The sequence below is a fragment of the Pseudomonas sp. MF6747 genome, assembly GCF_963890955.1.
GTDB lineage: Bacteria > Pseudomonadota > Gammaproteobacteria > Pseudomonadales > Pseudomonadaceae > Aquipseudomonas.
Genome location: NZ_CAWPSZ010000001.1, coordinates 160694 through 173957 on the forward strand (window position 1 = coordinate 160694; position 13264 = coordinate 173957).

Sequence of the window (13264 nt, forward strand, 5' to 3'; positions counted from 1 at the left end):
ACAAAGGTTATGGACGTGCCATGCGCTTGCGTCATATCGAAATCTTCCAGGCCATCCGCCAGACCGGCTCCGTCAGCGCCGCCGCGCAGTTGCTGCACGTCTCGCAACCGGCGGTGACCAAGGTGTTGCAGCACGCCGAGCTGCAACTGGGCTTTCCGCTGTTTCTGCGCGTGCGCGGCAAACTGCAGCCCACCCCGGAAGCCCTGGCGCTGGAACGCGAAGTCGAGAAAGTCACCGAGAGCCTGCAAGGTGTGCGGCGGCTGGCCAAGAGCTTGCGCCGCGAACCTGGGCAAAGTGTGAGGATAGGCGCCATCCCTGCCCTGGCATTGTCACTGCTGCCGCCTTCGATTCTGGAGTGGAAGCGCGCCTACCCGGACATCGCCTGCGAGCTGTCCAGCGACCACAGCCGTGAGCTGGTGCAGAAGCTGTTGATGCGTGAGATCGACCTGGCGCTGACGCTCAACTTCTCCGGCCATCCGGGTTTAACCACGCAAGTGTTGGCCAATGGGGTGCTGGTGGCGTTGGCTTCCAAGGGTTACTGGCCTGAGGCCGAGATGAGCAAACCGTTGCCACTGGCTGACCTGGCGGGGGCGCCGTTGATTGGCCTGTCCAGTGCCGACCCCTTGGCGGCAAAGCTCGACAGCTACCTGGAAAACGTCGACCCGCCGCCACGAGTGACCATTTCTGTCCAGACTTATTCCCTGGCCCGGGCCATGGTGGAGTCCGGCGCCGGCCTGACCGTGATCGATCCCTTCACCGCCCTCGGCGCATCGACGGCCACCACCTGCATCCGCACGCTCACCCCGCCGCTGCCGATCACCCTGTACGCGCTGACCCGCGCCGATGAGCCGCCGCCGCATATGCTGGCCAGCCTGCTGCAGATTTTCGGCAAGCGCGCCCGTGAACGGCTAGAACGCTTGTGATAACACCACCCAACCAGTGTGGGAGCGGGCTTGCTCGCGAAAGCGGTGTGTCATTCAACGCATCCAGCGACTGATACACCGCATTCGCGAGCAAGCCCGCTCCCACACAAGCCCGCTCCCACAGTTTTTGCCCGCGCCGCCTGTTAGAGCACGTAATGCATGATCGCCACAAAATGCAGCAGGCTGCCGCCGATCACGAATAAATGCCAGATGCCATGGGAGTGGCGCAGGCGATCTTCCAGGGCAAAAAAGATAATCCCGACGGTGTACAACACCCCGCCCGAGGCCAGCCATACAAACCCCGCCGTGCCCAACGCGGCAATCAGCGGTTTGACCGCCACCAGCACGATCCAGCCCATCACCGCGTAAATCACAATCGACAGGATGCGCGCCTCGGAGCGCGGCTTGATCTCCTGCAGGATGCCGATCACCGCCAGCCCCCACACGATTCCGAACAGTGTCCAGCCCCACGGCCCGCGCAGCGTCACCAGGCAAAACGGCGTGTAGCTGCCCGCGATCAACAGGTAGATCGAAAAGTGGTCGACCTTCTGCATGATCTCTTTTCGTCGCCCGCGCACGCTGTGGTACACGGTGGACGCGCTGTACAGCACCAGCAGCGTAAAACCATAAATCGCCACGCTGACAATCTTCCAGGGGCTGCCATCCAGGCTTGCCACCACCAACATCCACACTGCGCCAACAAAAGCTGCAACCGCCCCGACCAAATGGCTCCAGGCGTTAAATCGTTCCCCGTGATACATGTGTCACTCACCTCGCATAACGGTTACCACCTTGAGCATTCTGACGCCACCCTACCCATATCAGGTAACACCCTTTCTTCATTTGCCCAAATACCCACGTCCATAGATGATTCGCTTCATCCTGTGGGCGCTGGCTTGCCTGCGATAAGGGCCTAACATTCAACCTCTCTTTCGACTGTTACGCCGCAATCGCAGGCAAGCCAGCGCCCACGTAAAAGCGTCCTATCGGTAATTGCCATGCCCGAGCTAGAACCCGCCCCGCCTCATCCCAGCCTATGGCAGCTGTTTTACAACTTTGCCATGGTCGGCCTGTTCGGCTTTGGCGGCGTGATGCCCTGGGCGCGGCAGATGATGGTCGACCGGCGCCGCTGGGTCAGCGAGCAAAGCTTCAATGAACTGCTGACCACCGGCCAGTTCTTCCCCGGCCCGAATATCGCCAACGTCGGCATCATCTACGGGCGGCGCCTGCATGGCTTGCCCGGTGCGGTTGTGACCGTCTGTGGGCTGTACCTGTTCCCCTCGTTGATCACCGTGCTCGCCGGATTTGCCTATGCCAAGTGGTGGAGTCACGACGTGGTACAGCAGATCTTCGGCGCGGTGATGCCGATTGCCACGGGTTTGATGCTCGGCACCACGCTGCGCCTGCTCAAGGCCATGCCGCGCACGCTCGCCAACTACAGCGCCTTCGTGTTGACCTTCGTATTGATGGCCGTCTTTGTGTTGCCGCTGTGGATGGTCTTGCTGATCTGCATTCCCAGCTCCCTGGCCTTGAGCTTTATCGGTTCGAACAAGGTGGCCGGCTGATGCAGACCGTCCTGCTGCACCTGATGATCCAATGCGCGCTGTGGTCGTTGATGGCGATTGGCGGCAACACGGTGGCCATCGGCGATATCCATCGCTACACCGTGGTCGACATGCACTGGATCACCGACGCGCAATTTGTCGCCTTCTTCGCCTTGTCCCAGGCGTTGCCAGGGCCCAATGGCATGTTCCTGGTGTTTATCGGCCAACAGGCGGCGGGCTTGCCTGGCGCGCTGGTGGCGTTATTGGCCAAGCTGGTGCCCTGTTCGGTGCTGGCTTACCTGGGCGCCGGCTGGCTGGAACGGCACACCCGAACGCCGTGGGTGCAACGGGTTAAACGCAGCCTGCTGCCGATCTCCATCGGCCTGATCCTCGCCTCGACCTACATCCTGATGAACAGCCTGGAAAACAACGCGACCAGCCTGGTGCTGACCCTGGCCAGCGCCGCCGTGGTGTATTACACGCGGCTCAACGCGATCTGGCTGATCATCTGCGGCGTGCTGTTGGGCCTGGGCAGTGCATGGCTGGGAGTGAACTGGTTTTAGGGGCACAATCGAGGGCATTCGACTAAGAGCCACGGCCATGCTGATCGACGAAGAATTCACCCTCAAGAAGCTCGAGATCTTCCTGGCGTTCATGCGCACCGGCAACCTGGCCCGCGCCGCCGCCGAGCTGCAAACCAGCAACGTCAGCGTGCACCGCGCCATCCACTCGCTGGAAAACGCGCTGCGCTGCCCGCTGTTCAAACACGAAGGGCGCAACCTCACCCCGCTGGAAAGCGCCTACGTGCTGGAAGAGCGCGCGCAAAAGCTGGTAGCCGACGTGGTCGACAGCGTGCGCCTGACCCGCGAAGCCGCGGGGTTCTCGGCTGAGCGCTTCAAGCTCGGCTCGCTGTATTCGCTGACGGTCAAAACCGTACCGCAGCTGATCATGGGCCTGAAAATCAGGCGCAGCGAACTCAATATCGACCTGATCCTGGGCTCCAACTTTGACCTGCTCTACAAGCTCAAGAACATGGAAGTCGATGCGATCCTGATCTCCCTCGACGAACGCGCCAACGACCCCGATTGCGAACAGATCGCGCTGTTCACCGACGACATCTTCCTCGCCACCCCGGCCGACTCACCCTTCGATCGCGAGCAGGAAATCGACCTGGCCGATGTGCGCGACGCGACCTTCATCACCCTCACCCAAGGCTTCGCCACGCACCAGGATGGCAACCGGGTGTTCAACCAGGCGGGGTTTGAGCCGAAGGTGGCGATGCAGGTCAATGACATCTTCACCTTGCTGAGCATGGTCAGTTCGGGCGTGGGTTATGCACTGCTGCCGGGGCGGATTGCGGCGGTGTATGAGAACCGTGTGAAGCTGATACCGCTGCAGCCCAGGTACCGGCTGCAGCAGCACATTGGCGTGGTGTTTTTGAAGGCCAAGGAGCGTGATCCGAATTTGCTGGCGTTGTTGGCAGAGTGCCGGATGTATGCCAACCGCCAGGTGCCAACCTGACAAACCGCTTTCGCGAGCAAGCCCGCTCCCACATTTGAAATGCATTCCAAATGTGGGAGCGGGCTTGCTCGCGAAGAGGCCAGACCAATCAACTTGAATTACGGGGTTAGCCAACGATCCCGCGCACGATGAAGTACAACAACGAAGGCCCAAGCAAACACCCCAGCCCGGTATGGAAAGTAGCCGTCAACGCCCCGTACGGTACCAACCGCCGATCCGTCGCCGCCAACCCCGCCGTGACCCCACTCACCGTGCCGGCCAGCCCACCAAACACCATCGCCGAGCGCGGGTTATCCAGGCCCATCCAGCGCGCCGCCACGGGCGTGCCGACCATCACCAGAATCGCCTTGATCAGCCCCGTGGCAATCGACAGCGCCATCACATCCGAGGTCGCGCCAATCGCCGCACCGGTCACAGGGCCAACGATGTAGGTCACGGCGCCCGCGCCGATGGTGGTCATGCTGATCGCATCGCGATAGCCAAACGCCCAGGCCATGCTCGCGCCGACAATAAACGGCAGGATCGTGCCGAGCAGCAACGCAATCACACCGATCAGCCCGGCTTTGCGCGCTTCGGTGGCCTGCACTTCAAACGCGGTGGCAACAATGGCGAAATCGCGCAGCATCGCGCCGCCCATCAAGCCGATGCCGGAGAACAGCGCCATGTCCGCCAGGCCTTTTTGCCCGCCGGTGAGCGTGCCGCCGACCCAGGCCAACACCAGCCCGATCACGATGGCAATCGCCGAGCCATGAATGCGCCCGAACGTCAGGCGCTTGGACAGCACCACGGAAACCCACATCACCACCCCGACAAAGGCAAACGCGGTGACCAGGCTGTTATTTTCCAAACCTTTTTCGATCAGAGGCCACATATCAGCGACCTCCCGCAGCAGCGATCAGCGGCTCTTCGGCGGGCAAGGGTTCGCCCTTGTGCGTGCGGCTGATCAGGGCAATGGTGCAGCCGCAGACCACCACCGAACCGATGGCCGCCAGCACCGCGACCGGGCCGCCGTGCAGCGCGGTCACGACGTTTTGTTGCGCGGCCATCGCCACCACCACCGGGATATACATGGCGCCCCAAAAGCCCACGCCCATTTCGCAGTCTTTGGTCATGCCACCGTGTTTTTGCATCCACAAGCGCGCGCAGATCAGCAGGATCATGGCGATCCCAACGCCGCCCACATTGGATTTTACGCCCAGCAACACGCCGAGCATGTCGCCGAGGATCACACCCGCCAACATGCAGATCGCCAACAAGGCCACACCATAAATAATCATCGTTGTTGTCCTCAAAGTGCTTCATCGAAATTGTTGTTTTTGTGCTTCGAAAGCCTTGGGTGGTGCTTTATCGGTGGCGGCGTTCCTCCTCTTGCAGCAGGGCCTGCAAGGTGTCCAGGCGCGCGCCTTCGCAGGCGATCACCGTGCCCTGCTCGAACACGCGGCGTGACAGGCCGGTGAGCACCGCGCCCGGCGGCAGCTCGATTTGCAGGCGCACGCCACGCTCGTAGGCGCTTTGCACGGTGCCGCGCCAATCGACGATGCGGCACATGTTGAAGGCCAGGTCGTCGCGCAGCTGCTCGGGGTTGTGGATCGGCCGCGCGCGGGTGCTGCTCAGGTAAGTAATGCGCGGCGCCTTGAGCGCAACGAATGCTTGCGCCAGCGCCTGGGCAGGCGCCTCCAGCAGCGCGCAATGGGACGGCACGCTGACGGCCAGGCGCTTGGCGACGCCGTTGCCCTTGATGCGCGCCGCGACGCGCTTCATCGCTTCATCGCTGCCAGCAATGACGGTTTGGTTGTCGGCGTTGATGTTGGCCAAATACACCGGCGTTTGCGGGCTGTGGATTTCGCTCAGTATTTTTTCGACTGTGGATAACTCAGGGCCGATGAGTGCGGTCATCCCGTAGCCTTGTGGATAAGCGTGTTGCATCAGCTCGCCGCGCAGGCTGACCAGTTTTACCGCGTCGGCAAACCCCAGGGCGCCCGCGATAACGGCCGCCGGGTAGGCGCCGATGGACAGGCCCGCCACGTAATCCGGCGTGTGTTGCAGCTGACGGGCATGGGCCACGCCGACAATCAGCAGGCACAGTTGAACAGCGCGCGTACTCGCCAAGGCTTGCGCCGAATCGAGCAGGCGAACGTCTTCACCCAAGGCATCACTGGCTTCATCCAGAACGTCGGCCGCCAGCGCGCGGAGCATGCCCGTACGCTGGGCGCCCTGCCCCGGAAACACCAGAAGGCTGCTCATGCCACCGCCTGCCACGGGTCAACCACCAAGTGCGCGCCGCCGACGGTTTTCAGCAGTATTCGGCGCGAGCCACCCGCCCATTCGCGTAAGGCGACGGCGCCAAACGGGGTTTGCAGTTGCAGGTCCACGGCACACGGCGCCGTGTGCAATATCGCGAGCAGGTCCTCGGCATCACCGCGCTCCAGCCGCTGGGGCGTGCGCAGGATCAAATCCAGGTCGCTCTGCGCATGCAGCGCTGCAATTCCGCTGGCCAACTCGAAACCGGCGCTGCCGGTGACGCCCCACGCCTCCTGCGCTAACACGGGTCGTAGTAGATCGAGCGCGCGCAACGCCGGTAAATCCCGTGATGAGGTCACACCGCACAGTGCCTCGGGCACTACTCGCCGCTGCACCGCCGCGATGGGCATCACCGCCGCAAACCGCTGCTCACGCAAACGCCCGCGCACGCCGACGGCCACCTGGCCCGGCTCGGCGATGGCGCGACGCACCACCACCGGATGGCCGGCGTTGATCGCCTCCACCACCCAAGCCGGCGCGTCGGCGGGCAGATGCGCCGGGGTCATGCCCCAGAGCAAATCGTGGGCGTTCACCATTGCTCCCGCAGCAGTTGGCGCACGTGGCTGGAGGCGGCGCGGTGGGTGGCGCCCAGGCGCCCTTTTAAATCGGGGCCCGCGACATCGTTGATGGCGTGCAGCAGGCAATCACTGACGCGCACCACGTCGTCCGCCGTAGGGTGTTCAATCTGGCTGACCGACAGCGTCTCCCAGAGCAAACCAAGGCTGGCATAACTGTCGATGTCATAGGCCATCGGCGGCACGCTGGCGGCCAGGGCTTCCAGCTCTTCGACACTGCGCAGGGTCACCCGCGCCGCCGAGGCCTTGCCCATCGCATGCACCATCACGCCGGGGTCGCGCAGAGCAATCAGGCGGTTGGCCTGGTAGCCGTGGGCGAGGAACGCGCCGGACATGGCCTTGCCCACTAGCAGCGCAATCACCGGGTGGCCGGCCAACCGCGCGCGGGCGTAGCTGTCGGCAGCGGCGGCCAGGGCCTGATGAATGCCGAGGGCTTCTTCGCGACGGCCATAGGCTTGGCTGGGCACATCGACGATGGCGATGATCGGGCGCTTGTCACCGCGCGCGATGGCATCGTCCACCGCCTTGGCCAGGCCCCAGCCTTCCAGCAGGCCGACTTCACCATTGCGCGCACGCGCGAAGCGGTTGTGCGCGTCGGTGACCACGGCGATGAAGCGCACGGCTTGCTCACCCAATACGCCGTCGGCGACTTTCAGCGAGGCCGGCAAACCATCCACAGGTGTGGCGCCGGCACTCAATGCGTTGAACCACTGCAGGCCTCTCATGAGCGATCTCCTTGGTACAGGTCGCGCACCGTCGCCGCGTCGATCTGCGGCGTGGCGTCCAGCTCGGCCAGACGCGCCAGGTAAAAATCGACCTGACGGCTGCGTTGTTGTGTGGGCAAGCCTTGTTGCAGCAACTCGGTAACGGTCTGCTGAATCTGCGCCACATCGTCCGCCACGTAGCGGTCGGCCAAGCCGCTGTTGAAGCGTTGTTCGCCGCCCGTGAGGCTCCAGATAAACGGGCGGTCGCGGGAGTCGTATTCGTCCAGCCCGGCTTCCTGCTCGATCACTTGCGGACCATTCAGGCCCAGGCGCGCTTCGCGGGTCACCACCAGATAGCTGCACAGCCCAGCGGCGATGGACATGCCGCCAAAGCAGCCAACACTGCCGGCCACTACGCCGATCACCGGCTGGTACTGGCGCAGGTCGACAATCGCCGCGTGGATATCGGCAATCGCCGCGAGGCCAAGGTTGGCTTCCTGCAGGCGCACGCCGCCGGTTTCCAGCAACAGCACCGCGCCGGTCGGGATGCCCTTGCGGTTGTCTTCGGCCGCCAATTCCAGCGCACCGGCCATTTTTGCACCGCCGACTTCACCGAGGCTGCCGCCCTGGAAGTTACCTTCGATAGCGGCCACCACCACCGGCCTTCCGGCGATGCTGCCTTTGGCGATCACCACGCCGTCATCGGCCTGGGGCACCACGCCCTGGCGGCTGAGCCACGGCGACATCACGCGCTGGAAGGGGTCGATCAGTTCGCGATACGTGCCGGCGTCCAGCAAGGCCTTGGCCCGCTGCCGGGCCCCCAACTCAACGAAGCTGTGTTTGCTGAGCAAGTCAGTCATGGCCGATCTCCTCGAAGCCTTGCTCCAGACGCAAACGCACCACGCCGGGCGTGGCGCCGAAGTCGTGGATATCAATCTTCAAAGCGGGTGGCGTGTGCTCCTGGAAGATCCGCTCGAACAGATGCTGCCAGCGTTGTTCGGCGCCATTCACCGAGGTCTGCACCTGGATGGTCAGCGTGCCGGGCGTGCCCGGCTCCAGCAGCACTTCCAGGTCGCCGGAGCCGACGCAACCCACCAGCGCACGGCCTTTGGGCGGCTGCCCGGCGGGGAATTCAAAGGATAAGGTTTCCATCAAAACGCTCCGTCGAGGCGGTCGATAAACAGGCAGGCGGCCAACAGGTCGGCGGCGCCGCCGGGGGAGGCATTCAGGGCCAGCAATTGTTGGTCGAGTTCGTGCAGTTGGCGCCGGCCCGCGAGGGTCGCGCTGCCGCCTGCATCCAGTACGGCTTGAGCGCCGCGTTGCATGGCGTGCAAGCCTTCGGTGCCTGCGCGGTAGAGCACGCAGGTGTCGGCGAGGTCGGTCATGATGGCGAGCAAGGCGTCCAGGCGGGCGTTCTGTTCGCCAGCGTTTTGCCGGCGGCTTTTGTGCAGTTGCGGCAGGCCGCGCTGCATCACGGACGGGAAGCCCAGTTGTGCTTCTTCACGGGCACCGCGTGCGCCGTAGCGTTGCGCAACCTGGGCGCCGTGGCTCATCGGCTGTGGGGCGTAGCGGTCGTTGAGCAGGGCCAGCTTGGCCGCCGTCAGCGTGACGCTGCGTGGTTCCAGCGCCGCCGCAGCAGTGAGCAAACCGAGCGCCCAGATCGCGCCGCGATGAGTGTTCACGCCATTGGTGGTGGTGAGCATCGCCTGCTCGCCTTCACGGCCAATGCGCCCGAGTGCTTCGCGCAAGGGCAAACCGACTTCACCGAACTCAAGCGCGGCTTCCGCCATCTCCTTGAACATCGGCCACAGCGACAGCGCCGAAGCGTGCATCAGGCCCAGGTGCAAATCGCTGTGGGCGCCATTGCCGCGGCGGTCCACCAAGGCCGGTTTTGGCGACAAGTCCGCCTCATCTATCAATGCGTCGACCGCCATGTCTGCCAAGCGATCAGCCAGGCTGAGTTCATGCAATTTGAGGGCGCGCATTTACCAGCTCCTGAATTTGGCGGGCGGGTTGTACAGGCCACCGGACCACTCCACCAAGTCGGCCACGCTCTTGGCGGCCAACAGCTCGCGGGTGGCGTCGGTACGGCGGATGCCGAGGTCTTCGGGCAACGCGATCAAGCCTTCGCGGCGCATGCGCGCGGTGTCCTTGGGGTTGTGGCGCAGGCCGATGGCGGTGACGCCAGCGACGGCGGCGATCATCGCCTGGCGCTCTTCCAGCGAACGCGCCTTGTACAGGTAGGCGATGCCTTCTTCGGTGAGCAAGTGGGTGACGTCGTCGCCGTAGATCATGATCGGCGCCAGCGGCATGCCGCTTTTGCGCGCCACTTCCACCGCGTCGAGGGTCTCGACAAAGGTCGGTTTGCCGCCTTCCTGGAAGGTTTCGACCATCTGCACCACGAGTTTTTTGCCGCGTTCGAGCAGGGCTTCCGGCGCGTCGTCGTGGCGCATATCCAGCCAGGCCGGAGTGCCATGCCGACGACCGTGTGGGTCGTGGCCCATGTTCGGCGCACCACCAAACCCGGCGAGACGACCACGGGTCACTGTGGAAGAATGCCCGTCGCCATCCACTTGCAGGGTGGCGCCGATAAACAGGTCCACGGCGTATTGGCCGGCGAGCTGGCAGAACATGCGGTTGGAGCGCATCGAGCCGTCGCGGCCGGTGAAGAACACATCAGGCCGTGCGGCGATGTAGTTTTCCATGCCCAATTCGGTACCGAAGCAATGCACGCTTTCGACCCAGCCGCTTTCGATGGCAGGGATCAAGGTTGGGTGCGGGTTGAGGGTCCAGTTGCGGCAGATTTTGCCTTTGAGGCCGAGGGATTCGCCGTAGGTCGGCAGGATCAATTCGATGGCGGCCGTATTGAAACCGATACCGTGGTTGAGCGACTGCACATTGTGTTTTTCGTAAATGCCACGGATCGCCATCATCGCCATCAGCACATGCACCGGCTTGATATGGCGCGGGTCGCGGGTGAACAGCGGCTCGATGTAGAACGGCTTGTCGGCCACCACCACAAAATCCACCCAGCTTGCGGGGATGTCGACGCGGGGCAAATCGGTGACGTCATCCACCAACTGGTTGACCTGCACGATGACGATGCCATCGCTGAATGCTGCCGGCTCGATCAACGCCGGGGTGTCTTCGGTGCTGGCACCGGTGTAAATGTTACCGGCGCGGTCGGCCATGAAACCGGCCGAGAGCACGACGTTGGGGATCAGGTCCACCACCAGCCGCGCATAGAGTTCGATGTAGGTGTGGATCGCGCCAATTTCCAGCAGGCCGTCTTCCAGCAACTGGCTGATGCGCAGGGATTGGGTGCCGGCAAAGGAGAAATCCAGCTTGCGCGCGATGCCCTTTTCAAACAGGTCCAGATGCTCGGAACGCCCGACGCTGGGCATGATCATGTGCAAATCGTGGAGCTTGGCCGGGTCGGCCTTGGCCAGGGAGCGCGAGAGGAAGTCGGCCTGCTTCTGGTTATTGCCCTCCAGCACCACGCGGTCGCCGGGGAGGATCAGCGCTTCCAGCGCCTCGACGATTCTGTCACTGGGCAACACCGCCCCGTCTGCGTATTTTTTGACCAGCCCGAGGCGCCGCTGCTTCTCGTCGCGCCGCCGCGTCCAGCGCGAGTCGGGGGTGATGGTTGTTGTCATGGTCGCTCCACGGGGTTTGCTGTCGTGGGCTGTACCTTAGGAGTGAACGTGGGGGGTATCAATCAAGCCCGAAGGCGGATCGTTACGGCTGGAGTAATGGATCGTCAGCAATCGCTGAGCTAGGACCAAATGAAAATCAAAATGTGGGAGCGGGCTTGCTCGCGAATGCAGGGTGTCAGTCGGTACATAAGTCACTGACCCACCGCATTCGCGGGCAAGCCCGCTCCCACATTTGTTCGGTGGTGTTCAGGGAAATCTCATCATTGTCACCAATGGTCAGCCAACAAGTTTTCCACTTCATTCAGCAGTACTGTCGCGCCATCCATCAACTGCCCCAGCAACGCCTCGTCCTCATCCATATACCCTTCATATTCCGCCAGGTTTCGGCGTTCATGACACAACGCCAGTAACCTCACCTGCACCTTGTTCACGTCGGCGGAGTGAATCAGACATTGAAAGACCAGATAGCGTTTGTCAGAACGATACCCTTGCAGGCGCAAAGCCGTGAGCGCGATAGCGTGGGCGGCGTTGTAGGCCAAGTCGAAACGACTGGCGAACGATAGCTGTGGATTACCCGCATCCGTTAACCGGTCCCGTGCTGAGCGCATCAGCCCATCACACTCCTTGCGATCCGGCGGCTCAGCCTTCAAGCCACCACTACGTTGCAGATTCTCCAGATTGGCTTTGCTGTCCATCCATGGATTCCAGGGGGTTGGCCCCAATCAGATTAATCTTGTCCTGTGCCAAGACCCGCTGCACAAAACTGTTCCCGGCATTCCATTTGCCGATCCAGTCCTCGGGGGTGTAAAGCGTCGGGTTGATGGTGCGGCCCAGCTGCTCTTCCAGCGGCATGAGCTGCTCCATGACTTCACTGTAGTTGAGGCTTTCGCCGATCAGCATCAGATCTATGTCACTGGATGAGTGCGCCTCACCCCTGGCGATGGAGCCGTAGATAAAGGCCCAGGTTATCTGCTCCACGAACGGTGCCAATGCATTGCGCAAGGGTTCGTCCAGGCTCAGGGTCTTGCGCACGATGGCCAGCAACTCCGAGTAAATCGGGCATTGGGGGTTGGCTTGGTAGTGGGTCTGATTGCCTTGGCGCGTCATGCTCAAGATGCCCGCCAGCTGCAACCGCTCCAGCTCGCGGGTAAGGCTGCCCTTGCCCACCTGGGCCCAGCGCGCGATTTCATTGGTGAAGAAACTTTGATCGGGCTTGCCGAAAAGCAGGCCCAGCACTTTCTGCTGGGTGTTGGTGAAGAGTGCAGCACTGAGCGGCAAGATTTGCATGGCAACGGCCAAAGAGTCCCAAAAAGGGAACGATAGGTCCCTTTTTGGGAACGATCAAGTGTTAGGCGGTTGAGATATAGGAAACGATCAATGAGCAAATACTGGGTTCGAGCCGAATGAAGAACAAAATGTGGGAGCGGGCTTGCTCGCGAATGCGGTGGGTCAGTTACTCATGTACCGACTGACACCCTGCATTCGCGAGCAAGCCCGCTCCCACATTTGTTCGGTGGTGGCTGTTAGATAGCGGTCCCAAACACTGACCGATCAATCCCTTTTTGGGACCGCTTCAACCTTCCGGTGTCGGGCTGACGTGTTCCAGCGCTCTATCGACCAGCAACTGACTCAACTCGGCCATTTGCTGAATGCCGAGCATGATTGCGCGCTGGGAGGTGTCTAGGTTGAAGGCAAGATTACAGGTCATGGCGTTTAGCGACGATAAGGTTTCGCTGGCGTTGACCAGTAGAGCTTCGGTGTTTTGGTGTGGGTTGACGGTGAAGAGAGGCGGATTAGGGGTGGGTTTAGCCATGATAAAGCTCCTAAACAGTTAGTAAGGAGCGCCACCGTTCGCTTGCACGCGAATGAGGGTGGCGACCGTGCGCAGGTGTGCAAGACCGGGCCTGTTTAGGACACCCAGCAGGTCCAAAGACCTCCTGCGCGCAGCCGCCATAAAGCAGCGAGCACAAAAAACGCCCGTGGTTGGCTGGGCGTTTGTACGCCTAAACAGTTTCGTCGGACTTGCACGTCCGTGTCACC

The 13264-nt window shown here is 62.3% G+C and carries 17 protein-coding genes; 4 read left to right on the forward strand and 13 right to left on the reverse strand.

Going from position 1 to position 13264, the window contains the following annotated elements:
* Window positions 1-20: 20 nt before the first annotated feature.
* Window positions 21-923 (forward strand): LysR family transcriptional regulator, encoded by a 903-nt coding sequence (locus AACW30_RS00700; RefSeq protein WP_106575648.1) that lies wholly within the window; start codon window positions 21-23, stop codon window positions 921-923.
* A gap of 143 nt (window positions 924-1066) precedes the next feature.
* Here AACW30_RS00700 and trhA read toward each other — a convergent pair whose 3' ends face one another.
* Window positions 1067-1684 carry a PAQR family membrane homeostasis protein TrhA gene (trhA, locus tag AACW30_RS00705; RefSeq protein ID WP_124418644.1) on the reverse strand — a complete coding sequence of 206 codons (618 nt, stop codon included), beginning with the start codon at window positions 1682-1684 and terminating at the stop codon, window positions 1067-1069.
* 237 nt (window positions 1685-1921) lie between these two features.
* On the opposite strand from trhA, the gene AACW30_RS00710 reads away from it, so the two are divergent.
* From AACW30_RS00710 to AACW30_RS00720, 3 genes are read left to right on the forward strand one after another with little or no spacing between them, the layout of a single operon-like run.
* Window positions 1922-2488, forward strand: coding sequence for a chromate transporter (locus AACW30_RS00710; protein ID WP_106575650.1), 567 nt, complete (start codon window positions 1922-1924; stop codon window positions 2486-2488).
* The gene (locus tag AACW30_RS00715; protein ID WP_106575651.1) at window positions 2488-3030 is read left to right on the forward strand and encodes a chromate transporter; all 543 of its coding nucleotides are present in this window, start codon (window positions 2488-2490) and stop codon (window positions 3028-3030) included. The genes AACW30_RS00710 and AACW30_RS00715 overlap by 1 nt, the downstream gene beginning before the upstream one ends.
* Before the next feature lie 37 nt (window positions 3031-3067).
* Window positions 3068-3988: a LysR family transcriptional regulator gene (locus tag AACW30_RS00720; RefSeq protein WP_119737498.1), complete on the forward strand. Its 921-nt coding sequence runs from the start codon at window positions 3068-3070 to the stop codon at window positions 3986-3988.
* 106 nt (window positions 3989-4094) lie between these two features.
* Here the strand turns inward: AACW30_RS00720 and madM are convergent, their stop codons facing one another.
* The 12 genes from madM to AACW30_RS00780 form a co-directional block, all read right to left on the reverse strand.
* Window positions 4095-4859: a malonate transporter subunit MadM gene (gene madM / locus AACW30_RS00725; protein ID WP_119737496.1), complete on the reverse strand. Its 765-nt coding sequence runs from the start codon at window positions 4857-4859 to the stop codon at window positions 4095-4097.
* 1 nt (window position 4860) lies between these two features.
* Entirely contained in the window at window positions 4861-5265 is a 405-nt protein-coding gene (gene madL, locus AACW30_RS00730; RefSeq protein ID WP_106575654.1) for a malonate transporter subunit MadL, read from the reverse strand.
* 67 nt (window positions 5266-5332) lie between these two features.
* Window positions 5333-6232 (reverse strand): malonate decarboxylase subunit epsilon, encoded by a 900-nt coding sequence (gene mdcH, locus AACW30_RS00735; protein ID WP_200622176.1) that lies wholly within the window; start codon window positions 6230-6232, stop codon window positions 5333-5335.
* Window positions 6229-6825, reverse strand: a complete 597-nt coding sequence (locus AACW30_RS00740) for a malonate decarboxylase holo-ACP synthase (protein ID WP_200622178.1) — start codon at window positions 6823-6825, stop codon at window positions 6229-6231. The genes mdcH and AACW30_RS00740 overlap by 4 nt, the downstream gene beginning before the upstream one ends.
* On the reverse strand, window positions 6819-7589 hold the full coding sequence (mdcE, locus tag AACW30_RS00745; RefSeq protein ID WP_200622180.1) for a biotin-independent malonate decarboxylase subunit gamma: 771 nt from the start codon (window positions 7587-7589) through the stop codon (window positions 6819-6821). Before mdcE ends, AACW30_RS00740 begins: the two co-directional genes overlap by 7 nt.
* A complete protein-coding gene (locus tag AACW30_RS00750; protein WP_106575658.1) occupies window positions 7586-8428 on the reverse strand; it encodes a biotin-independent malonate decarboxylase subunit beta in 843 nt (280 codons plus the stop codon). The genes mdcE and AACW30_RS00750 overlap by 4 nt, the downstream gene beginning before the upstream one ends.
* Window positions 8421-8720, reverse strand: a complete 300-nt coding sequence (locus AACW30_RS00755) for a malonate decarboxylase subunit delta (RefSeq protein WP_056857713.1) — start codon at window positions 8718-8720, stop codon at window positions 8421-8423. Before AACW30_RS00755 ends, AACW30_RS00750 begins: the two co-directional genes overlap by 8 nt.
* Window positions 8720-9553 carry a triphosphoribosyl-dephospho-CoA synthase gene (locus tag AACW30_RS00760; RefSeq protein WP_200622182.1) on the reverse strand — a complete coding sequence of 278 codons (834 nt, stop codon included), beginning with the start codon at window positions 9551-9553 and terminating at the stop codon, window positions 8720-8722. The genes AACW30_RS00755 and AACW30_RS00760 overlap by 1 nt, the downstream gene beginning before the upstream one ends.
* Entirely contained in the window at window positions 9554-11224 is a 1671-nt protein-coding gene (gene mdcA, locus AACW30_RS00765; RefSeq protein ID WP_200622184.1) for a malonate decarboxylase subunit alpha, read from the reverse strand.
* A gap of 266 nt (window positions 11225-11490) precedes the next feature.
* Entirely contained in the window at window positions 11491-11919 is a 429-nt protein-coding gene (locus AACW30_RS00770) for a hypothetical protein (protein ID WP_179676539.1), read from the reverse strand.
* On the reverse strand, window positions 11882-12511 hold the full coding sequence (locus AACW30_RS00775; RefSeq protein WP_200622186.1) for a nucleotidyltransferase domain-containing protein: 630 nt from the start codon (window positions 12509-12511) through the stop codon (window positions 11882-11884). The genes AACW30_RS00770 and AACW30_RS00775 overlap by 38 nt, the downstream gene beginning before the upstream one ends.
* Before the next feature lie 286 nt (window positions 12512-12797).
* Window positions 12798-13037, reverse strand: a complete 240-nt coding sequence (locus tag AACW30_RS00780; protein WP_200622188.1) for a DUF6124 family protein — start codon at window positions 13035-13037, stop codon at window positions 12798-12800.
* Between the last annotated feature and the right edge of the window lie 227 nt (window positions 13038-13264).

Excerpts from the sequence above, each read along its gene's own strand:
- AACW30_RS00700 (WP_106575648.1), top strand. The coding sequence starts at position 21 with ATGCGCTTGCGTCATATCGAAATCTTCCAGGCCATCCGCCAGACCGGC.
- trhA (WP_124418644.1), bottom strand. The coding sequence starts at position 1,684 with ATGTATCACGGGGAACGATTTAACGCCTGGAGCCATTTGGTCGGGGCG.
- AACW30_RS00710 (WP_106575650.1), top strand. The coding sequence starts at position 1,922 with ATGCCCGAGCTAGAACCCGCCCCGCCTCATCCCAGCCTATGGCAGCTG.
- AACW30_RS00715 (WP_106575651.1), top strand. The coding sequence starts at position 2,488 with ATGCAGACCGTCCTGCTGCACCTGATGATCCAATGCGCGCTGTGGTCG.
- AACW30_RS00720 (WP_119737498.1), top strand. The coding sequence starts at position 3,068 with ATGCTGATCGACGAAGAATTCACCCTCAAGAAGCTCGAGATCTTCCTG.
- madM (WP_119737496.1), bottom strand. The coding sequence starts at position 4,859 with ATGTGGCCTCTGATCGAAAAAGGTTTGGAAAATAACAGCCTGGTCACC.
- madL (WP_106575654.1), bottom strand. The coding sequence starts at position 5,265 with ATGATTATTTATGGTGTGGCCTTGTTGGCGATCTGCATGTTGGCGGGT.
- mdcH (WP_200622176.1), bottom strand. The coding sequence starts at position 6,232 with ATGAGCAGCCTTCTGGTGTTTCCGGGGCAGGGCGCCCAGCGTACGGGC.
- AACW30_RS00740 (WP_200622178.1), bottom strand. The coding sequence starts at position 6,825 with ATGGTGAACGCCCACGATTTGCTCTGGGGCATGACCCCGGCGCATCTG.
- mdcE (WP_200622180.1), bottom strand. The coding sequence starts at position 7,589 with ATGAGAGGCCTGCAGTGGTTCAACGCATTGAGTGCCGGCGCCACACCT.
- AACW30_RS00750 (WP_106575658.1), bottom strand. The coding sequence starts at position 8,428 with ATGACTGACTTGCTCAGCAAACACAGCTTCGTTGAGTTGGGGGCCCGG.
- AACW30_RS00755 (WP_056857713.1), bottom strand. The coding sequence starts at position 8,720 with ATGGAAACCTTATCCTTTGAATTCCCCGCCGGGCAGCCGCCCAAAGGC.
- AACW30_RS00760 (WP_200622182.1), bottom strand. The coding sequence starts at position 9,553 with ATGCGCGCCCTCAAATTGCATGAACTCAGCCTGGCTGATCGCTTGGCA.
- mdcA (WP_200622184.1), bottom strand. The coding sequence starts at position 11,224 with ATGACAACAACCATCACCCCCGACTCGCGCTGGACGCGGCGGCGCGAC.
- AACW30_RS00770 (WP_179676539.1), bottom strand. The coding sequence starts at position 11,919 with ATGGACAGCAAAGCCAATCTGGAGAATCTGCAACGTAGTGGTGGCTTG.
- AACW30_RS00775 (WP_200622186.1), bottom strand. The coding sequence starts at position 12,511 with ATGCAAATCTTGCCGCTCAGTGCTGCACTCTTCACCAACACCCAGCAG.
- AACW30_RS00780 (WP_200622188.1), bottom strand. The coding sequence starts at position 13,037 with ATGGCTAAACCCACCCCTAATCCGCCTCTCTTCACCGTCAACCCACAC.